General features: G+C 40.5%; 19 protein-coding genes. 17 read left to right on the plus strand and 2 right to left on the minus strand.

Features of this window, described 5'->3' with window-relative positions; translation table 11 throughout:
* Positions 1 to 39: 39 nt before the first annotated feature.
* From tssI to Q0Y52_RS10775, 17 genes are all read left to right on the plus strand, one after another.
* Complete coding sequence (gene tssI, locus Q0Y52_RS10700) at positions 40 to 3,255, plus strand: type VI secretion system Vgr family protein (RefSeq protein WP_297821373.1); 3,216 nt, start codon at positions 40 to 42, stop codon at positions 3,253 to 3,255.
* Complete coding sequence (locus Q0Y52_RS10705; protein WP_297821375.1) at positions 3,255 to 3,539, plus strand: hypothetical protein; 285 nt, start codon at positions 3,255 to 3,257, stop codon at positions 3,537 to 3,539. Before tssI ends, Q0Y52_RS10705 begins: the two co-directional genes overlap by 1 nt.
* A 67-nt stretch (positions 3,540 to 3,606) precedes the next feature.
* A complete protein-coding gene (locus Q0Y52_RS10710; RefSeq protein ID WP_297821377.1) occupies positions 3,607 to 4,500 on the plus strand; it encodes a type VI secretion system Vgr family protein in 894 nt (297 codons plus the stop codon).
* A 16-nt stretch (positions 4,501 to 4,516) separates the two neighbouring features.
* Complete coding sequence (vgrG, locus tag Q0Y52_RS10715; RefSeq protein WP_297821379.1) at positions 4,517 to 6,427, plus strand: type VI secretion system tip protein VgrG; 1,911 nt, start codon at positions 4,517 to 4,519, stop codon at positions 6,425 to 6,427.
* Positions 6,428 to 6,429: 2 nt separating this feature from the next.
* Positions 6,430 to 6,948: a DUF2169 domain-containing protein gene (locus Q0Y52_RS10720; protein ID WP_297821381.1), complete on the plus strand. Its 519-nt coding sequence runs from the start codon at positions 6,430 to 6,432 to the stop codon at positions 6,946 to 6,948.
* A gap of 44 nt (positions 6,949 to 6,992) precedes the next feature.
* A complete protein-coding gene (locus Q0Y52_RS19530; protein ID WP_366939285.1) occupies positions 6,993 to 7,079 on the plus strand; it encodes a hypothetical protein in 87 nt (28 codons plus the stop codon).
* A 50-nt stretch (positions 7,080 to 7,129) separates the two neighbouring features.
* Positions 7,130 to 7,624, plus strand: coding sequence for a DUF2169 domain-containing protein (locus Q0Y52_RS10725; RefSeq protein WP_366939279.1), 495 nt, complete (start codon positions 7,130 to 7,132; stop codon positions 7,622 to 7,624).
* Positions 7,625 to 7,692: 68 nt separating this feature from the next.
* On the plus strand, positions 7,693 to 8,007 hold the full coding sequence (locus tag Q0Y52_RS10730; protein ID WP_297821385.1) for a hypothetical protein: 315 nt from the start codon (positions 7,693 to 7,695) through the stop codon (positions 8,005 to 8,007).
* Positions 7,982 to 8,134, plus strand: a complete 153-nt coding sequence (locus tag Q0Y52_RS10735; RefSeq protein ID WP_297821387.1) for a hypothetical protein — start codon at positions 7,982 to 7,984, stop codon at positions 8,132 to 8,134. The genes Q0Y52_RS10730 and Q0Y52_RS10735 overlap by 26 nt, the downstream gene beginning before the upstream one ends.
* Complete coding sequence (locus Q0Y52_RS10740) at positions 8,134 to 8,391, plus strand: hypothetical protein (protein ID WP_297821389.1); 258 nt, start codon at positions 8,134 to 8,136, stop codon at positions 8,389 to 8,391. The genes Q0Y52_RS10735 and Q0Y52_RS10740 overlap by 1 nt, the downstream gene beginning before the upstream one ends.
* A gap of 7 nt (positions 8,392 to 8,398) precedes the next feature.
* A complete protein-coding gene (locus tag Q0Y52_RS10745; RefSeq protein WP_297821392.1) occupies positions 8,399 to 8,650 on the plus strand; it encodes a pentapeptide repeat-containing protein in 252 nt (83 codons plus the stop codon).
* Positions 8,610 to 9,290, plus strand: a complete 681-nt coding sequence (locus tag Q0Y52_RS10750) for a pentapeptide repeat-containing protein (RefSeq protein ID WP_297821394.1) — start codon at positions 8,610 to 8,612, stop codon at positions 9,288 to 9,290. Before Q0Y52_RS10745 ends, Q0Y52_RS10750 begins: the two co-directional genes overlap by 41 nt.
* Positions 9,291 to 10,349: a pentapeptide repeat-containing protein gene (locus tag Q0Y52_RS10755; RefSeq protein WP_297821396.1), complete on the plus strand. Its 1,059-nt coding sequence runs from the start codon at positions 9,291 to 9,293 to the stop codon at positions 10,347 to 10,349.
* Between the two features lie 33 nt (positions 10,350 to 10,382).
* Positions 10,383 to 11,030, plus strand: a complete 648-nt coding sequence (locus tag Q0Y52_RS10760) for a DUF3540 domain-containing protein (protein WP_297821398.1) — start codon at positions 10,383 to 10,385, stop codon at positions 11,028 to 11,030.
* Positions 11,031 to 11,043: 13 nt separating this feature from the next.
* On the plus strand, positions 11,044 to 11,457 hold the full coding sequence (locus Q0Y52_RS10765; protein WP_297821400.1) for a DUF4150 domain-containing protein: 414 nt from the start codon (positions 11,044 to 11,046) through the stop codon (positions 11,455 to 11,457).
* Positions 11,458 to 11,711: 254 nt separating this feature from the next.
* Entirely contained in the window at positions 11,712 to 13,514 is a 1,803-nt protein-coding gene (locus Q0Y52_RS10770) for a SpoIIE family protein phosphatase (protein WP_297821402.1), read from the plus strand.
* Positions 13,515 to 13,516: 2 nt separating this feature from the next.
* On the plus strand, positions 13,517 to 13,867 hold the full coding sequence (locus Q0Y52_RS10775) for a hypothetical protein (RefSeq protein ID WP_297821404.1): 351 nt from the start codon (positions 13,517 to 13,519) through the stop codon (positions 13,865 to 13,867).
* 549 nt (positions 13,868 to 14,416) lie between these two features.
* Here the strand turns inward: Q0Y52_RS10775 and Q0Y52_RS10780 are convergent.
* Together Q0Y52_RS10780 and Q0Y52_RS10785 are read right to left on the minus strand one after the other, a co-directional pair.
* Complete coding sequence (locus tag Q0Y52_RS10780) at positions 14,417 to 14,842, minus strand: helix-turn-helix transcriptional regulator (RefSeq protein WP_297821406.1); 426 nt, start codon at positions 14,840 to 14,842, stop codon at positions 14,417 to 14,419.
* A 24-nt stretch (positions 14,843 to 14,866) separates the two neighbouring features.
* Positions 14,867 to 15,172, minus strand: coding sequence for a hypothetical protein (locus Q0Y52_RS10785; protein WP_297821408.1), 306 nt, complete (start codon positions 15,170 to 15,172; stop codon positions 14,867 to 14,869).
* Positions 15,173 to 15,678: the final 506 nt, after the last annotated feature.

The raw sequence follows: 15,678 nt of genomic DNA on the forward strand, positions 1-15,678 counted from the left end.
TTTCATTCTTCAGCAAAGCTATTTTAAAGGACATCTTTAATGAGCCAATTTCACTTTAAATTTATTTACCAAGAAAGTGGGGTGAAAAACGACAGTTTGACCCTATTAAAATTTTCAGGGCAAGAAACCATCTCCAGTCTATTTAATTTTGAACTAGAGCTTAAATCAAGCGACATCAACCTCGATGGCGATAACATATTAAATCAAGCCTGTAGCATTGAGATTTATTATGGAGACCAAGCTAAACCTATCCGCATTATCCATGGTTTGATCAATGAGTTTGAAGACATCAACTACCTGCCCGACAGTACCTTATATCGGGCGAATATGGTGCCTAGAATATGGCAGCTGGGTTTGTTTGAAACCAACGAAGTGTATTTAAACGAAAGCATACAAGACACGTTAACGGTCATACTCGAAGAGGCTGACTTTATTCAAGGGCAAGATTTTCGCTTTGAACTTGCCCGCACTTACCGCAAGTGGCCTTTTAGATTGCAGTACAACGAAACCCATTTAGCTTACCTGCAGCGTATTATCGAGCGTGAGGGTATTTATTATTACTTTGAACAAAGTGATAGCGGTGAAGTGCTGGTGTTTTGTGATAACAATCAAGCCTTGCCTAGCATAAGTCAGGCACAAAGTACCACACGGGTGGTTTTTCAACCCAGCAGTGGGCTGAATGTGGTAAGCCAAGCCAACACCATAAACAGTATTATTTGTAAACGGCAAACCCTGCCTAAAAAAGTCACCCTACGTGACTTTAATGATGAAACCCCCTCGCTGGATATACGTGGCACCCATGTGATAAATAGCACCGGCATGGGCGAAATTAATCTGTATGGCTTAAATATCACTTCCCCTGAAGAAGGGCAGCAGTTAGCCGAAATACACGCCAATGCCTATTTAAGCCGGCAAAAATCCTACATTTGTCAGGGTGATGTGGCAACCATGACCATGGGGCATACTTTTACCTTATCCGACCATCCACGAGACAACTTTAACCAACTAACCTACTTGTTAGAGAGCATTCACCACGAAGGAACTAATGTAAATGAATACAAGGAGCAACAACTGCAAGATAATGCCATAGTCAATTACAGTAATACCTTAACCGCCCTGTCAACCGAGCACGAATTTGCCCCTAAAAGGCAAACGCTTGCCCCTGAAATTAACGGCACCCTCAATGCGGTTGTCGATGCTGAAGCGGCAGACTCGAGTTATGCAGAGCTGGATGAATCCGGTCGTTATAAAGTCAAACTGCCCTTTGATAGAAAAGACCGTGATGGCGGTAAAGCATCCCATTGGGTGCGCATGATGCAGCCTTACGGCGGGGCTAATGAAGGCATGCATTTTCCGCTGCGTAACGGCACACGGGTATTATTAGGTTTTATAGGTGGTGACCCCGACAGACCCTTTATCAGTGGCACTATTAATGATAGTGGCGAGCAGCAAAGTATTGTGACCGCTGAAAATCAAAGCAACAATCTTATCAAAACCGCCTCGGGCAATAAAATAGAGCTGGAAGATAAAGAGGGTAAAAACCGCATTAAACTGCAGACGGGTGATAATCAAACCTATATGCATTTAGGCTCGCCCAATCATCCCGGTGATGGCTTTGTCGTTATGTCCAGTGGAATAGAACGTAAAGAAGTCACGGGCGGTAAACAAATTACACGAGTGACTAAAGAAAAACTCGATCATTTAAACGATGCTGATGACACCACCGCTGGAGTTCAATCCGCTGCGGGCTCCATGAGCCTTACTGACTCTGCAGAAACTAACGATCTGTTTGATGAACAACTCTATTTTAAATTTCCAATAAAAAGCAGCACGGGTAACGGGGCAGATGCTACTCAGGATACATTTACTGCTAAGAATGGTACTGGTATCAACGATATCACCCATTATAAAAATACTACCTTGGCGGATGGGATCACCGTTGAGCCACGGCCCATGATGAATAGAGCCGTTGAGTTATCGGGCTACTACCTGATTGAAAGAACGCTAGGTGATAAATATACTTTTGAGCAGGGAAATGAATATGAATTTAATTCGCCGGGGGATAAACGCTTTCAGTTCGGTGCGGACAGAGAAATTATCATATGTCAAGATGATGTAATTTTAGACAACAGTTATGTAAGGACCCCGGCTAGCATTACAGCCAATCAAACAATAAATCGTCAACTTCAGGGTGCAGACGTATTATACGGCTCTCTTGTCACTTTGTTGACCAGTACCCTTAAAGGTTACCAAAGTTTCGCAAGCAATACAGATCTTCAAAAGGAAGATGGTACTGGTCCAAAGCCTGATTGGGAGCAGGGTTATTGGAGAGCTGAAACCAATTGTGAAGCAGAAACATTAACAGACGCACAAGCCAACGACCTGTTAGATAATAAATGTAATTTCAGAGTAGCCAGACACAATACCTTTAATATTCAGAAGGGTAATATTTTTGATTTTGGTGGCTATTGGAATTATAACTTGGGGAATTCTTATGTGGAAAATCATGGCAACCAAAGTTGTACGATTAATAAAAAGGATCCTGCCCCTATAGGACGTGATGCCGTGGATGTGGCTGGGCCACAATGGACAAAAATAAGCGGTAATAAGGTTGAGATTATAAAGATAGATGGTATTGAGGCTGTAGAGAAGAGTTATGCTGCATCATACGATTATACACAATGCGAAAAATCAATTGATATTACAGTGGTAGCAGAATCAGAGTCTCAAATGTGGGGCGATACCTATGACTATCATACGGGTAATTCTTACGGCTATCATACGGGAAATTCTCATGATGAGCACACGGGTAATTCTTATGAAGAAGTACAGGGAAATTCTGAAAGTGTTTTTGGTAAACCTGGAGGCGGTAATTATTCTGTCGATCGTTATTATGGATGGAAAGATGAAATGATGATTGCTGGTAGTTCAGAAATGCAATTGGGAGGTGCCAGTTCATTATTCTTAGGTGCAAAAAATGATATAAGCTTGGCTATTTCTAATAATGTGAATATGGGGTTGTGGACAGATATAAGTTTGGGTGGGAAATTTACCTTGGATGGCGCTGTTGAACTAAATGCTAGGGTTGTTAAAACTGAGGCCGTGGCTGCGGCTAAGTTAAAAACAGCTTTAAGTGATATAAGTATGATAATGAACGATATAAATACAATTACTAATGATATCAGCACTCATGCGGTAGCCATTGAATCTTGTTTAATGAGCATTGAATCTGGTGGTATGAAAATGTTTTTATAATGCAAATAATTAATCCCTTACACCTTGGTGTTTTGCATAAATTCTTTTCTTATTTAGAGCGGAATATTTTTGCTGTGTCCATTCCTATCGCTTTTTCATTAACGGACGGCGAAATTTTACTTGAGCAAAAACTCTGGGAAAGCGTAGGTCAACAAATTGGCAACAATATCTTTGATGCCGCTATGCCCAAAGCCTGTGCTAAAGTGTTGGTGGCCAGTGATTTTATTGCACCTAACAATAAAGAGGTAGGTGCAGGCTCGGTGCATTTACAAGTGTCTCGATAAGTTAGTGAATACACATAAGTTCGATGAATATGAACTCCCCCTAATATTTCATCAAAGGAATAAGTTAGTGAGCCAATTTCATTTTAGATTTACTTACCAGAAAAATGGTGTAAAAAACGACAGTTTGACGCTATTAAAATTTTCTGGTCAGGAAACTATTTCACACTTATTTAATTTTGAAATAGAGCTTAAATCAAGCAACATCAATCTTGATGAAGACAGCATATTAAATCAGCCCTGTAGCATTGAGATTTATTATGGAGACCAAGCTAAACCTATTCGCATTATCCATGGTTTGATCAATGAGTTTGAAGACATCAACTACCTGCCAGACAGCACCTTATACCGTGCGAATGTGGTGCCAAGAATATGGCAACTGGGTTTATTTGAAACCAACGAAGTATATTTAAACGAAAGCATACAAGACACGTTAACGGTCATACTCGAAGAGGCTGACTTTATTCAAGGGCAAGATTTTCGCTTTGAACTTGCCCGCACTTACCGCAAGTGGCCTTTTAGATTGCAGTACAACGAAACCCATTTAGCTTACCTGCAGCGTATTATCGAGCGTGAGGGTATTTATTATTACTTTGAACAAAGTGATAGCGGTGAAGTGCTGGTGTTTTGTGATAACAATCAAGCTCTACCCAATATCAGCCAGGCCAAAGACACCCGTCAGGTGGTGTTTCAACCCAGCAGTGGGCTGAATGTGGTAAGCCAAGCCAACACCATAAACAGTATTATTTGTAAACGGCAAACCCTGCCTAAAAAAGTCACTTTGCGTGATTTTAATGATGAAACTCCGTCCCTAGATATAAGAGGAACCCATATTATAAATAATCAGGGCGTGGGAGAAATTAACCTGTATGGCTTAAATATTACTTCCCCTGAAGAAGGGCAGCAGTTAGCCGAGATACACGCCAATGCCTATTTAAGCCGGCAAAAAAAACTATATTGGTGAAGGTGACGTAGCAACCATGGCCATGGGGCACACCTTTAAACTAGTCGGACATGCCCGTGACAAATTTAACCAACTAACGTATTTGTTAGACAGCATTCATCACGAAGGGGTTAATGTAAACGAGTATCAAGCCCATCACCTGCAAAATAGTGTCATAGTCAATTACAACAATAGCTTTACTGCGCTGTCAATAGAACACGACTTTGCCCCTAAAAGACAGACCGTTGCCCCTGAAATAAACGGCACCCTCAACGCGATTATCGATGCTGAAGGGAATTCTGGTTATGCAGAGCTCGATGAATCAGGTCGTTATAAAGTAAAATTGCCCTTTGATAGAAAAGACCGTAATGGCGGCAAGGCTTCTCATTGGGTGCGGATGATGCAGCCTTACGGCGGCACTAGCGAAGGCATGCATTTCCCCTTGCGTAACGGCACCCGGGTATTATTGGGTTTTATAGGCGGCGACCCCGACAGACCTTTTATTAGCGGCACCATCAACGACAGTGGCGAGCAGCAAAGCATAGTCACCGCTGAAAACCAAACCAATAATATTATCAAGACTGCATCGGGTAATAAAATAGAGTTGGAAGACAAAGAAGGTAAAAACCGTATTAAATTGCAGACGGGGGATAATAAAACCTATATGCATCTAGGCTCGCCCAATCATCCCGGTGATGGCTGGGTTTTGACGTCTAAAGGCATGGAGCGAAAAGAGATTACAGGTGGACAACAGATATTTGTTGCCGCTTCGGGTGCAAGCTATGAGAATGCGTCAGGTAAAATTGTTAAAATACCAACCAGAACAGCTACCGCAGCCAGAAAAACTTTTGATGATGTTATTGATGAGCAAGTCGTTTTTGCTTTTCACCAAAAGGACGATGCAGGGGTAGGTAAAACTAATTTCAATAAAGACACTGAGTTGGAGGGTAAACACTTATTTGAACGTCGTGTTGGTGATAAATACTTGTGGACAGCCGGTAACGAATACATTTACGGCGGTGGTAAGGTTTTTGAATTTGGTAATGGATATACCGAAATACATAATGGGAATAACATCATAGGTGAATGGACTACTCCGCCAGAAATTCTTGGTGCTAATAATTATAAACCAGATAACAATTTAGTTGAAAAAAAATGGGCTGATATAATAAATTATCAAAAGGGTAATAATTACTCTTGGGGTGATACTTGCGATTATAACTTTGGTAATGGTTATGAAGAAAACCATTTGGTCGAAACTATACTGGATATAAATGCGACAAAGCTGCAATATCCTCGTGAAAGTCTAAAAACGTCTAATGATAAAGCGGATTTGGGAGGTCCTGCCTGGACAAAAATTGAAGGGAAAAATATTAATTTCACTAGTGAAGGTAAAGGGGCTTGGGTTTCTAAATCTTTCGGTGATGCATATGATTATCGCCAAGGCGATACCCTCGAGGTAGTAGATGGGCACTCTGAAACCCAAGTTTATGGGAATAGTTATGATTATCATACGGGTAATAGTCATGAAGAGCACATAGGTGATAGTTACTCCCTACAGCATGGGTGCAGTGATGAATTTTTTATGGGCGGTAAAAGTGAGTTTAATTTAGCGGCGACAACAGCGATAAGCTTGGCAGCAACAAGTGAGATTGTCTTAGGACTCCAAAATGAAATGAGCCTTTCCCTTTCAAACAGTACGAACCTTGGAGCGTGGATGGAAACCACTGTAGGAGCTAAGATTGAGTTAAATATTGGCCCAAGGGTGGAAGCAGATAGCATTGCGGACTTACGGACTAAAGTTGCAAGTATCGATAGCGCATTGACAGCGATAGAAAGTGGGGCCACAGGAATAAAAAATGTAGGAACATCAATTGGCAATACAGCTTGTGCTATTGGTAATGGAGCTCTCAAATTAGGTAATCAAATGTTGACAATGCTTAATTAGTTATGAACATAATCAAACCCCTACAACTCGCTGTACTGCATAAATCTTTTTCTTATTTGGAGAAGGATATTTTTGCGGTGTCTATTCCTATCGCTTTTTCCTTAACAAGCGGCGAAATCTTACTTGAGCAAAAACTCTGGGAAAGCGTAGGCCAACAAATTGGCAACAATATTTTTGATGCTGCTATGCCCAAAGCCTGTGCTGAAGTGCTGGTGGCGGGTGATTTTATTGCGTCTAATAATAAAGCGGTAGAAGTGGGCTCGGTGCATTTACAAGTGTCTCGTCAAGACTCGCGTGGTCAATGGCAACACTTAGTGGATAAAGAGCTGCTGGTTTATGGCGATCGCCACTGGGTTAAACTACTAGGCGCGGGGGTTGCTAACAGCTCGGCTGAGCCAATAACGACTATGACCATAAGCTATCAAAATGCTTATGGCGGGGAAGACTATCAATTAAACCCCGAAGGCAAAGGCTTTCAACCGGTACAGACAGACACGGGTGAAAAGCAGTATTTTGCCTAATATAGAATATAAAAATCAATTGTTAACCTCATCGTCACACACAAGTGCCGCCTGCCAGTTTTGGCCGAGTCGATATGATGTGGCCGCAGCGTTTACCCCTTGCTGGCACCTACGACCCAGGCTTACCTTGATAATGAAATGCCGGGTCTCGCTAACGATATTAACTGGTTATATTTTAACGATGCCGCGTAAAGATCAGTGGATTGATGGTTTTTTTCAAGGTGACGAGCAGTATTCTATTAGCAATATGCATGCACAGCATGCGGAGCTTAAAGGGCCATTACCGCCGATTTACGGCCGCGCTTTTGTGAATCAAAGTGTGCCAGTACGCGATGATAATCAGCAGCTCACCGGTGATTATCTAACTGAGTTTAAAGAAATAAAAACTAAGTTAGATACCTTATGGTTATTCCCAAATGCCAATATGGGGGTGATGATCTATCGCGGTACTATTGAAGCTTATTCTGATGATGGTTGTGATATTACAGCGCTATTATTAGCGTGTGAAAACCGAAACGATACCCCTCGTCATTTACAGCATTATCAAGATCAGCTGACTAAAAGGTTAGACCCCGATCACGGTTATAAATATGCGTTATTTTCATCCCCGTTAATTGCCGAGGGCATGCGTTGTGGTTTTAAACAATTGCAGGATGATTTCGATTTCCCCCCTTGAAATGCTCGGTAAAGCGAATATAGATGAATTCGCTAATACTAAAAAAGCCGAGGCGATGTTACAAGTCGATGATGCCAAACTACAAATCATTGCGCAATGTAAGGCGGCAGGAGTGGATTCCAACGCCCTATTTAGACAAAATCAACAATCCTGAAAAAGCCCCTGAGCAAGTCAAAATTGAAGCCTTAATGGAAAAAATGGCACCGGGTATAGTGACCGATCCGGAAAATATCGATATTTTTAATATTGATTTATCAGTAATGGATGAAATTAAAGCCTACACCGACGAACTCGCCGCGCAAAAAACAGCCGAAGCCAAAGCGCAAATCAAAGTGGACGCCGAAAAACTAAAACAACATGCCGGATGCCCACCTATTTGCTGATGCAATTAGTAAAATGGAGCAAAAAGTGAATGAAATAGACATGCCCCCTATGTGGCCGCGTACTGATATAAAAGGGCAGTTGGTTGCGGTCAAAAAGCAAGTCGCAGAGGCTGACAACACAACTTAATGAATTACGCGAGCAAGGTGTGCCAGAAGAGCAGTTACCGAAAATCGACTATTGATATTGAAAAGATAGAAAAACAATTAGCAGAGGCTGAAATTAAGTTAAAAGAAACCTATGCGATGGGCGCGCACTTAATGCCGACATGCCGCTCACCGCACCCTGAGCAAGAAGCGCAAATCAAAGCCGATTTTTTACAAAAATGGCACACCGGGCAAACGCTGATCGATGGCGATTATGCTTGTATTGATTTGAAGCGGTGAAAACTTAGTGGGCATTGACTTAAGCGGCTGTTACCTTGAAGGGGTGAACTTTAGTGATTGTGATTTAAGCAATGCTAACTTAGAAAAAGCCATACTGGCAGGGGCGCATTTAAGCAATGCGAAGCTATTTAATGCCCATTGTCAGGGAGCCAATATTGGCGCGGCTAATTTAACCGATGCTGATTTTAGCGAAGCTAACTTAAGCAAAGCACAACTCGGTGGGTCAAATTTCCACCCGCACCAAACTGCTGCGCTGTGACATGCCCGAAATGAACTTTTTAGACACCACCTTTGAACAGACCGTTTTTAATGGTGCGGTGCTTAAACAATGTAATTTTATTAACCCTGTCTTTAACAACTGTGAGTTTATCGGCAGTGATTTAACTCAAGTTAATATGGTAAAGCCGGTGTTAGTGCAGACCAATTTTAGCCAGGCGACCCTTGATGGTGCAAATTTTGTTGAAGCGCAGGCCAGTGAAAGTGATTTTAACCAGGCACAAATGATCAATAGCCGTTTTGTGGGCGGCTGTGTATTAAATAACAGTAATTTTAGCCAAGCCAATTTAAGTCAGTCATGTTTACGTGAAAACCAGTTAAACCACTGTAATTTCTCCGGTACACAATTAGCAGAAGCCGATTTTAGCGGCGCAGAGCTGGTCAATAGTCAGTTTGTGGGGGCCAACGCTTACCGGACGCAATTTATGAAATCCCAGTGTGAAAATGCCGATATGCGCCAACTGAATTTAATGGAAGGCTCGTTATATAAAGCCTATTTAGTGGGGGTGAAGTTTGATCAGGCCAACTTATACTGCGTTAATTTTATGGATAGTACGTTAGGCAATAATAGTTATAAAGACGCGAATCTTGATCAAACCATTTTAAAAGATTGGCAGCCATAAATGTTAAAAGATACGTTAATAAAAGCCGTTAAAGGGGGCGAGCCGCTAATAAACGAGGTCGATTTGTCGGGGGGGGATTACCAAGGCGCTGATTTAGGCGGCGGTACCTTTGAGTCGGTCAATTTTTCGGGTGCTAATCTGAGTGGTGCCAAATTAAAAGAATGTAATTTTATTAATTGTACTTTTACCAAGGCAAAACTGGATGGCGCAAACTTGATTTTAGCCAACTTTATTGAGCCCAATGGCGAGGGTATTAGTATAAAGGGCAGTGATTTACGGCTGGCCAATTTTATTGATGCCAATTTTACTCAGGCGGATTTATCCGATGCCAATTTAGAAAATACCAGTTTTATTAATCCCTTAATGCATCAAGCAAAATTTATTGGTGCAAAATTAACGCAGTGTAATTTTATTAACGCTAATTTAGAGCAGGCTGACTTTTCCAACGTCATTATGTTTCGCGCTAATTTTATTGAGGCACAAGTTCAGGACATTATATTTACCGGTGCGCACTTAGAGCTGCCTTTTTTTATGAAAGCTGACTTTACAGGTTATGATTTCACCAAAGTAGGTTTAATAAAGCCACAGTTCCAAGAGACTATATTGATCGGTGCTAATTTTATGGGTATGGATTTAAGCCAAGCAAGTTTTATGGAGGCTGATTTAAGTGATGCTAATTTTAGAAACGTTCAAGCAAAACAAGCTAATTTTATAAAAGCGAACTTGAGTCATGCTGACTTTAGCCAGGCTAAAATGCAGCAGACTTTGTTACAAGAAGCAAACTTAACGGATGTTAATTTCTCTGGAATAATAGCTGAACAAGCGTTAATGGTGAAAACAGATTGCACAGGGGCTATATTTGATGGGGCTGATTTAACTTATGTTGATTTAAGCCACGCTAAGTTAATTAGAGCAAACTTGTCGAACACTACGTTATATCGCACAAATTTACATGAAATAGTTGAACAGGATACTCAGTGGTTTAATGCTGATCGAAAAGTTGCGCTAGGCACAGATGAAATGAAGAAAAAAGCGGAAAATTGGCAAGCACCTCAATAATACTCTTAATAATAAATGCTAAAGGAAATAACCATGACAAATGTGTTACCGATAAGTACTAGTGCAATAAATGTAACCGAAGTAGCAATTGTACAAGGAGGCTTTGGTCGTGATTTCATGGTCTCATCAGATCGCGGGGTGGTTCACGCTACCGTTGCTTTTAGCTGTTTGGTATTACCGGAGCCGGGCGATAGAGTGCTATTGAATAATAATAATAAAGAGAATCATATCTTGGCCATTATTGAGCGGCCAAATGGCCAAGATATGACACTTAAATTCCCAGCTAATGTAGGTTTAGAAGCCAAAGCGGGTAATATTAATCTTGTCACTAATGAAAACTTGTTGCTAACCAGTGCAAATAAAACCCAGATTGTCAGTAGTGAATTGGCGGTAACAACAGTAAAAGCCAATATTAAAGCGACTGAATTATCAGTGTCAGGTGAAAAAGTGCTAAGCCAATGGCGCGAAGTTAATTCAGTTAGTGAAGCATTTAACTTTGTTGCGGACCGTTTTGTCCAACGAGTTAAGAACAGCTTCAAAAGTGTTGAAGGTGTTGACCAAATAAACAGTAAAAACTATGTGCAAAACGTTGCAGAGACAGCCTCTATTCGGTCTAAAAATGCGGTGATCACTGCGCGAAAAGATATGAAAATTGATGGCGAACGAATTCACATGGGCTAAAAGGAGATATATTATGGTTTTTGCAACAACTCAAATGCCGGCAATCAATATGGCAATGCCTGATGTGTGTTTAACCCCTATTCCTTCACCTGTGGGCCCTATTCCTGTGCCTATTCCCTATCCGAATATTGCGCTGACAGTGACGGCAATTCCCTCACAAGTGAAGGTGTTAACATTGGCCATGCCCAATCATAATATGATGACCATCACCCCAATGAGTAATGGTGATAATAGTGGCTTAATGATGAATCCACTATCAGGAATGGTTATGGGGCCGCAAAAACAATTATTGGGAAGTGTAAAGACTTTTATGGGCGGCTTACCTGCCAACAAAATGTTAGGTTTGTCTGGCCAAAACGGCATCATGCCAGGTGCGTTTGGTCTGACCTTGAGCCCATCACAAATTAAAGTAATGATATTGGCATAACAAATTAAGCCCCTATCAGGCAGGGTTATGGGTCCAGCAAGCATTTAATGGGCAGTTTTAAAACATTCATAGGTGGCATGCCGGCGACCACTATGTTGAAGCCTACTGGACAAAATGGTATCAGCCCTGGCGCGTTTGGCATGAGTTTAGTGCCCAGCCAGGTTAAACTCTTGATAATGTCTTAGCGCTACGAGTAAAGAACAAACAAAATAAAACAAAACAAAATAAAATAAAAATAGGGAAGGTTTGGAAAAATGAAAATATCTTTCGGTATAAAATTTGGGGTGTTTATGCAGCTCGCTATCACCATTTTAGTGGGTAGTATGTTGTTATTTTTTTATCGGTACAGTTCGAACATGATGAAAAATGACCTGAAAGATATGATAGCGGATGTGACACGCACCAGTGCTTACATATTTAACGAAGAAGACCGAGATCTAATTGAGTCTTTTCGTGAGCAAGTATATAAAAATTTACCCGATGATTATCAACAGGTAGCAGGGGGCTTTGCTAAAAAAGCCCCTGTTGGTGAAACCAAAGAAATATTCTCTAATGAAGTCTCTGCTGAGCTGCAATCTCAGGTGGAATTTCAATATATTATTCAGTTGTTACGCCGCATTCAGGCTGGCAGTAAAGAGACCTTGGGGTCGCTTTCCATTTTGCCTCAGGCCAATAAAGAGGATGTGGATGCATCAGATATTGCCTGGGCGTATTTAATGGTGGTGGTGCCGGGGCTGACACCTGAAAAAACCCTCATGTTCTTAGCGGATTCTAATTATCAAGGTAGCGCTAGTGTCGATCCAAACCCCGTAGGTAATTTATACCGGGGTGACAGTTTTACCTTAAAAGCCTTTAAAGGTGAAATAGGTATTACTGACGACTGGACTCAGGATAAATTTGGTACTGTAATGTCGGGCACCGTGCCTATTCGCAACGATAAAGGTGAAATTATTGCGGCTCTTGGCATTGATTACCTTGTGGATGTTTTTAGTCAGCGGGTTGAAGAGCAAAAATATTATGGTCTATTGATGTTTGTTGCATCAGTGGCGCTGGGCTTAGTGTTAACGCTGTTTGTTACCGCCTGGGTGTCCATTCCCTTATCAAAGTTGCGCATTGGCGCAGAACAGCTATCGAAACAAGATTTTAATCACCGTGTAAACATAAATAGCAACGATGAATTTGGCTTGGTGGCGCGTACCTTCAATAAAGTCAGTGAGGATTTAGAGGTTTTCACTAAAGACTTAGATAGTATTGTAAAGTCCAGAACCGCTCAGCTATCCAAAGCTCAGGAAAAAGTCGAGTCGCTTAATAATATTTTGAAGCAAGAAAATGCCCATTTAGGCGCTGAGGTGGCAGACCTGATCGGTTTAAGAGAGCGTACATTGCCCTACTTAAATCAGAACGTTAACATTGCAGCACTGCAGGTTGTTTTTCATTACTTACCGTCTCAAGCCGTATGCGGTGATTTTTGGACAGTGAGTGAAACTGATGAAAGTGTAGATATTGTGTTAGGCCATGTGTCAGGTTATGGCTTAGAAACCGCGATGATGGCGATGCAGGTTCAAACGTTATTAAAGGCGGCAGGCCATAATGTTGATGAGCGATTTAAGGCCACAAATCAGTATTTGTTTGAGCAGAAAAAATCAACTAATTTAAAACTGTTTTGTAAAGTGTTGTCGGTTCAAACGACGGAGCAGGGCTTGAGTTTAGCAGGTTGTATTGAAGCGCCGATTAAATTCAATTCTGCTAATTGCGAATTTGTTGACCTTAAAGCCATGGTGCCATTGGGTGTGGGCGCGAATGTCAGCATTGAACATACTGATATTGCCTTTAAAAGAAGTGATCGCTTATTTTTATTTAGCACGGGCTTTAAATATGCCTTAGCGCAGCTGCATAAAATGCAAGCAAATGACTTGCAGGCCAAAGATATTATTAATTTCAGTGGGATTTTAAGTGATAGTGTTGATGAAGTGTTAGCCTCAATTGAGACTCAGTCTTGGTTTGATGACTTTAATCAGGACATTAGTTTTATTATTATTCACCACAAAGGGGATTAATAATGAGTACGTTAACAGTAGAAGCTTGTTATAAATTTATTGAGCAAGAGGATAAGCTGGTATTGCAAGCTGATGCTACATTGTTTCATTTAACAGATATCAAAAACGCCAAACGTTTTATGACTTATCTTGAACGTAACAGAGTAACCATTTTAACCATAGACATCGAGCAGCTGCATTCAGCAGACTCTAATGTGGAGTCCTTTTTGTATCAAATAGCGCATTATTTTGCTAAAAATACACAGAGCAGTTTTTATTTACAAGCCGATGGTGATAATGAAGTGCAAAATAAATTAATTGCTAATTTGTTACTAATTAATCGCACCTGTAATGTTGCGTTTACTGTTAGTTAACTGAAATGGCGACAAGCACATTAGGGTGTTGTTCCGCAGAATTTTTACTGTCTCTTAATCAATATGATATGTTGGACTTTAGGTCAAATAAACTGAATTAGTGTGAGCATCAATTGTTAGTGTTGGTCTAATTATCGACTCCTAACGAGTCAGTGAGCTTCAGCGCAATTTTATGCTGACTGTTTTGGACAAGTTCAACTAAGGCAGGCCTGATAATAGTGGTGCTGGACGGTATGGCTTATTCAGAGCGCAGGTTGGTTAGTCCCTTGGTTATTATTACACGACAATAGTCGGATATTATTTTTGATTATTGTGTCCGGCTAATGCAACCACAACAAGTCCTCTGTATTTAACTTGGTCACCCATTGCTTTGCAGCTTTTCACACGTTTTCAAGCTATGGGCTAAAGTTGATTAATCCAGATTTGTGTTTAATGATTGGGTTGTTAGTATGCAATATGAGAATGACTTTTTGGTTTTGATGTAAAGACCCGGCACCTTTATCATAGCGGAGCTCTATTTTGCAGGAGGATTGTTAGATTAAGTAGGAACTAATACACTAATGCAAATTTTAATACCGCTTCTGATCTTGAATTGATGTTTAACTTTTTATAAATTGCTTTCACATGATCTGATACAGTATGTGGTGATAAAGACAGTAACTTAGCACTTTCCTTATTGCTTAATCCTTTAATAATTAAGTCAAATACATCGCGCTCTCTAGGGCTCAACTTCGTTAATTCGATATTGTTACGATCTCTGAGCTTTGTATCTAAAGACATATAAAATTCAGTCAATAACACCGCACTTTCTTCATTACTTTTAGTGTGCAATATTTCGTTCAGTAATCCCTCAAGTTCTTCACTTTCAGCAAGAATTTGGTGGTATCGCCATGTGGCATTATTTATACAAAAGGCATCTAACCTTTGTTTTAAATCGTCTTTATCTGTTTTATGACTTTTTATTACTGAATACATTACTACTACCCACTACATTTAAAGTTAGTTTACTTTTTTTAGGATCTTATATTTTTTATTACTAGGCAAGAATTGCTTTGTGTAGTTATTTGTGGTGTTCAGCAACAGCATCAAACGACTCAACCTAAACAGTCCAACCCCAAAGTTAGTTTCTTCGAGCGCGTCAGGACTCACCTGTTGGTTGCCTTTGATGAGTTGTAAGTCGCAGTCGATGGTGCAAGAGGAGGTGCATTTTTTTGTATTGTCAATGTGGATATTCTGTACATCACTCGACAATAATTTAATCGGGATAAACATGTCTAATGCAACAAGAGTGAAATAATTTAACATGTGTAATCGGCTTCTTTTTTACAACTTTTAATCATATAAAATCATAACAATTTTTTGAACAAAAGTGTGCAAAATTCTGCGTCTACATATGTAGACATGCAATCTATTACCTAGATATTAAGTGGATAGTCGCCAGTACCTGCGGGGTCAGGTTATTATAATGACATGATGTGGAAGACGAGCTTGGGTTTTGGTCCCCTACTTTAAATTCCATAGCAATGGCTGAAACTCGCAGTGCTTGCCTGTTGCGATTAAATGGATTCAGTATGGACTGATATTATTTTACCCTTAATATATGAAACCTGTGCTTCTCAAGGGCTAACAATACACTTTTAAGGGAAAAGAACATCTTTGTGTTCGACAGCTACACAGAACGACTTAAACTCAGATGCCTACATCAAGGATTGCATAGCATCATCAGATCTTTTTGAGACCGTCTAATAAGTCTCATTTTAGCAATTTGGTGAGTGAAGTAGGGTTGCAAGTTGAATGAGTCTGAAACGCTT

This window comes from uncultured Paraglaciecola sp. (assembly GCF_943787955.1).
Taxonomy (GTDB): domain Bacteria; phylum Pseudomonadota; class Gammaproteobacteria; order Enterobacterales; family Alteromonadaceae; genus Paraglaciecola.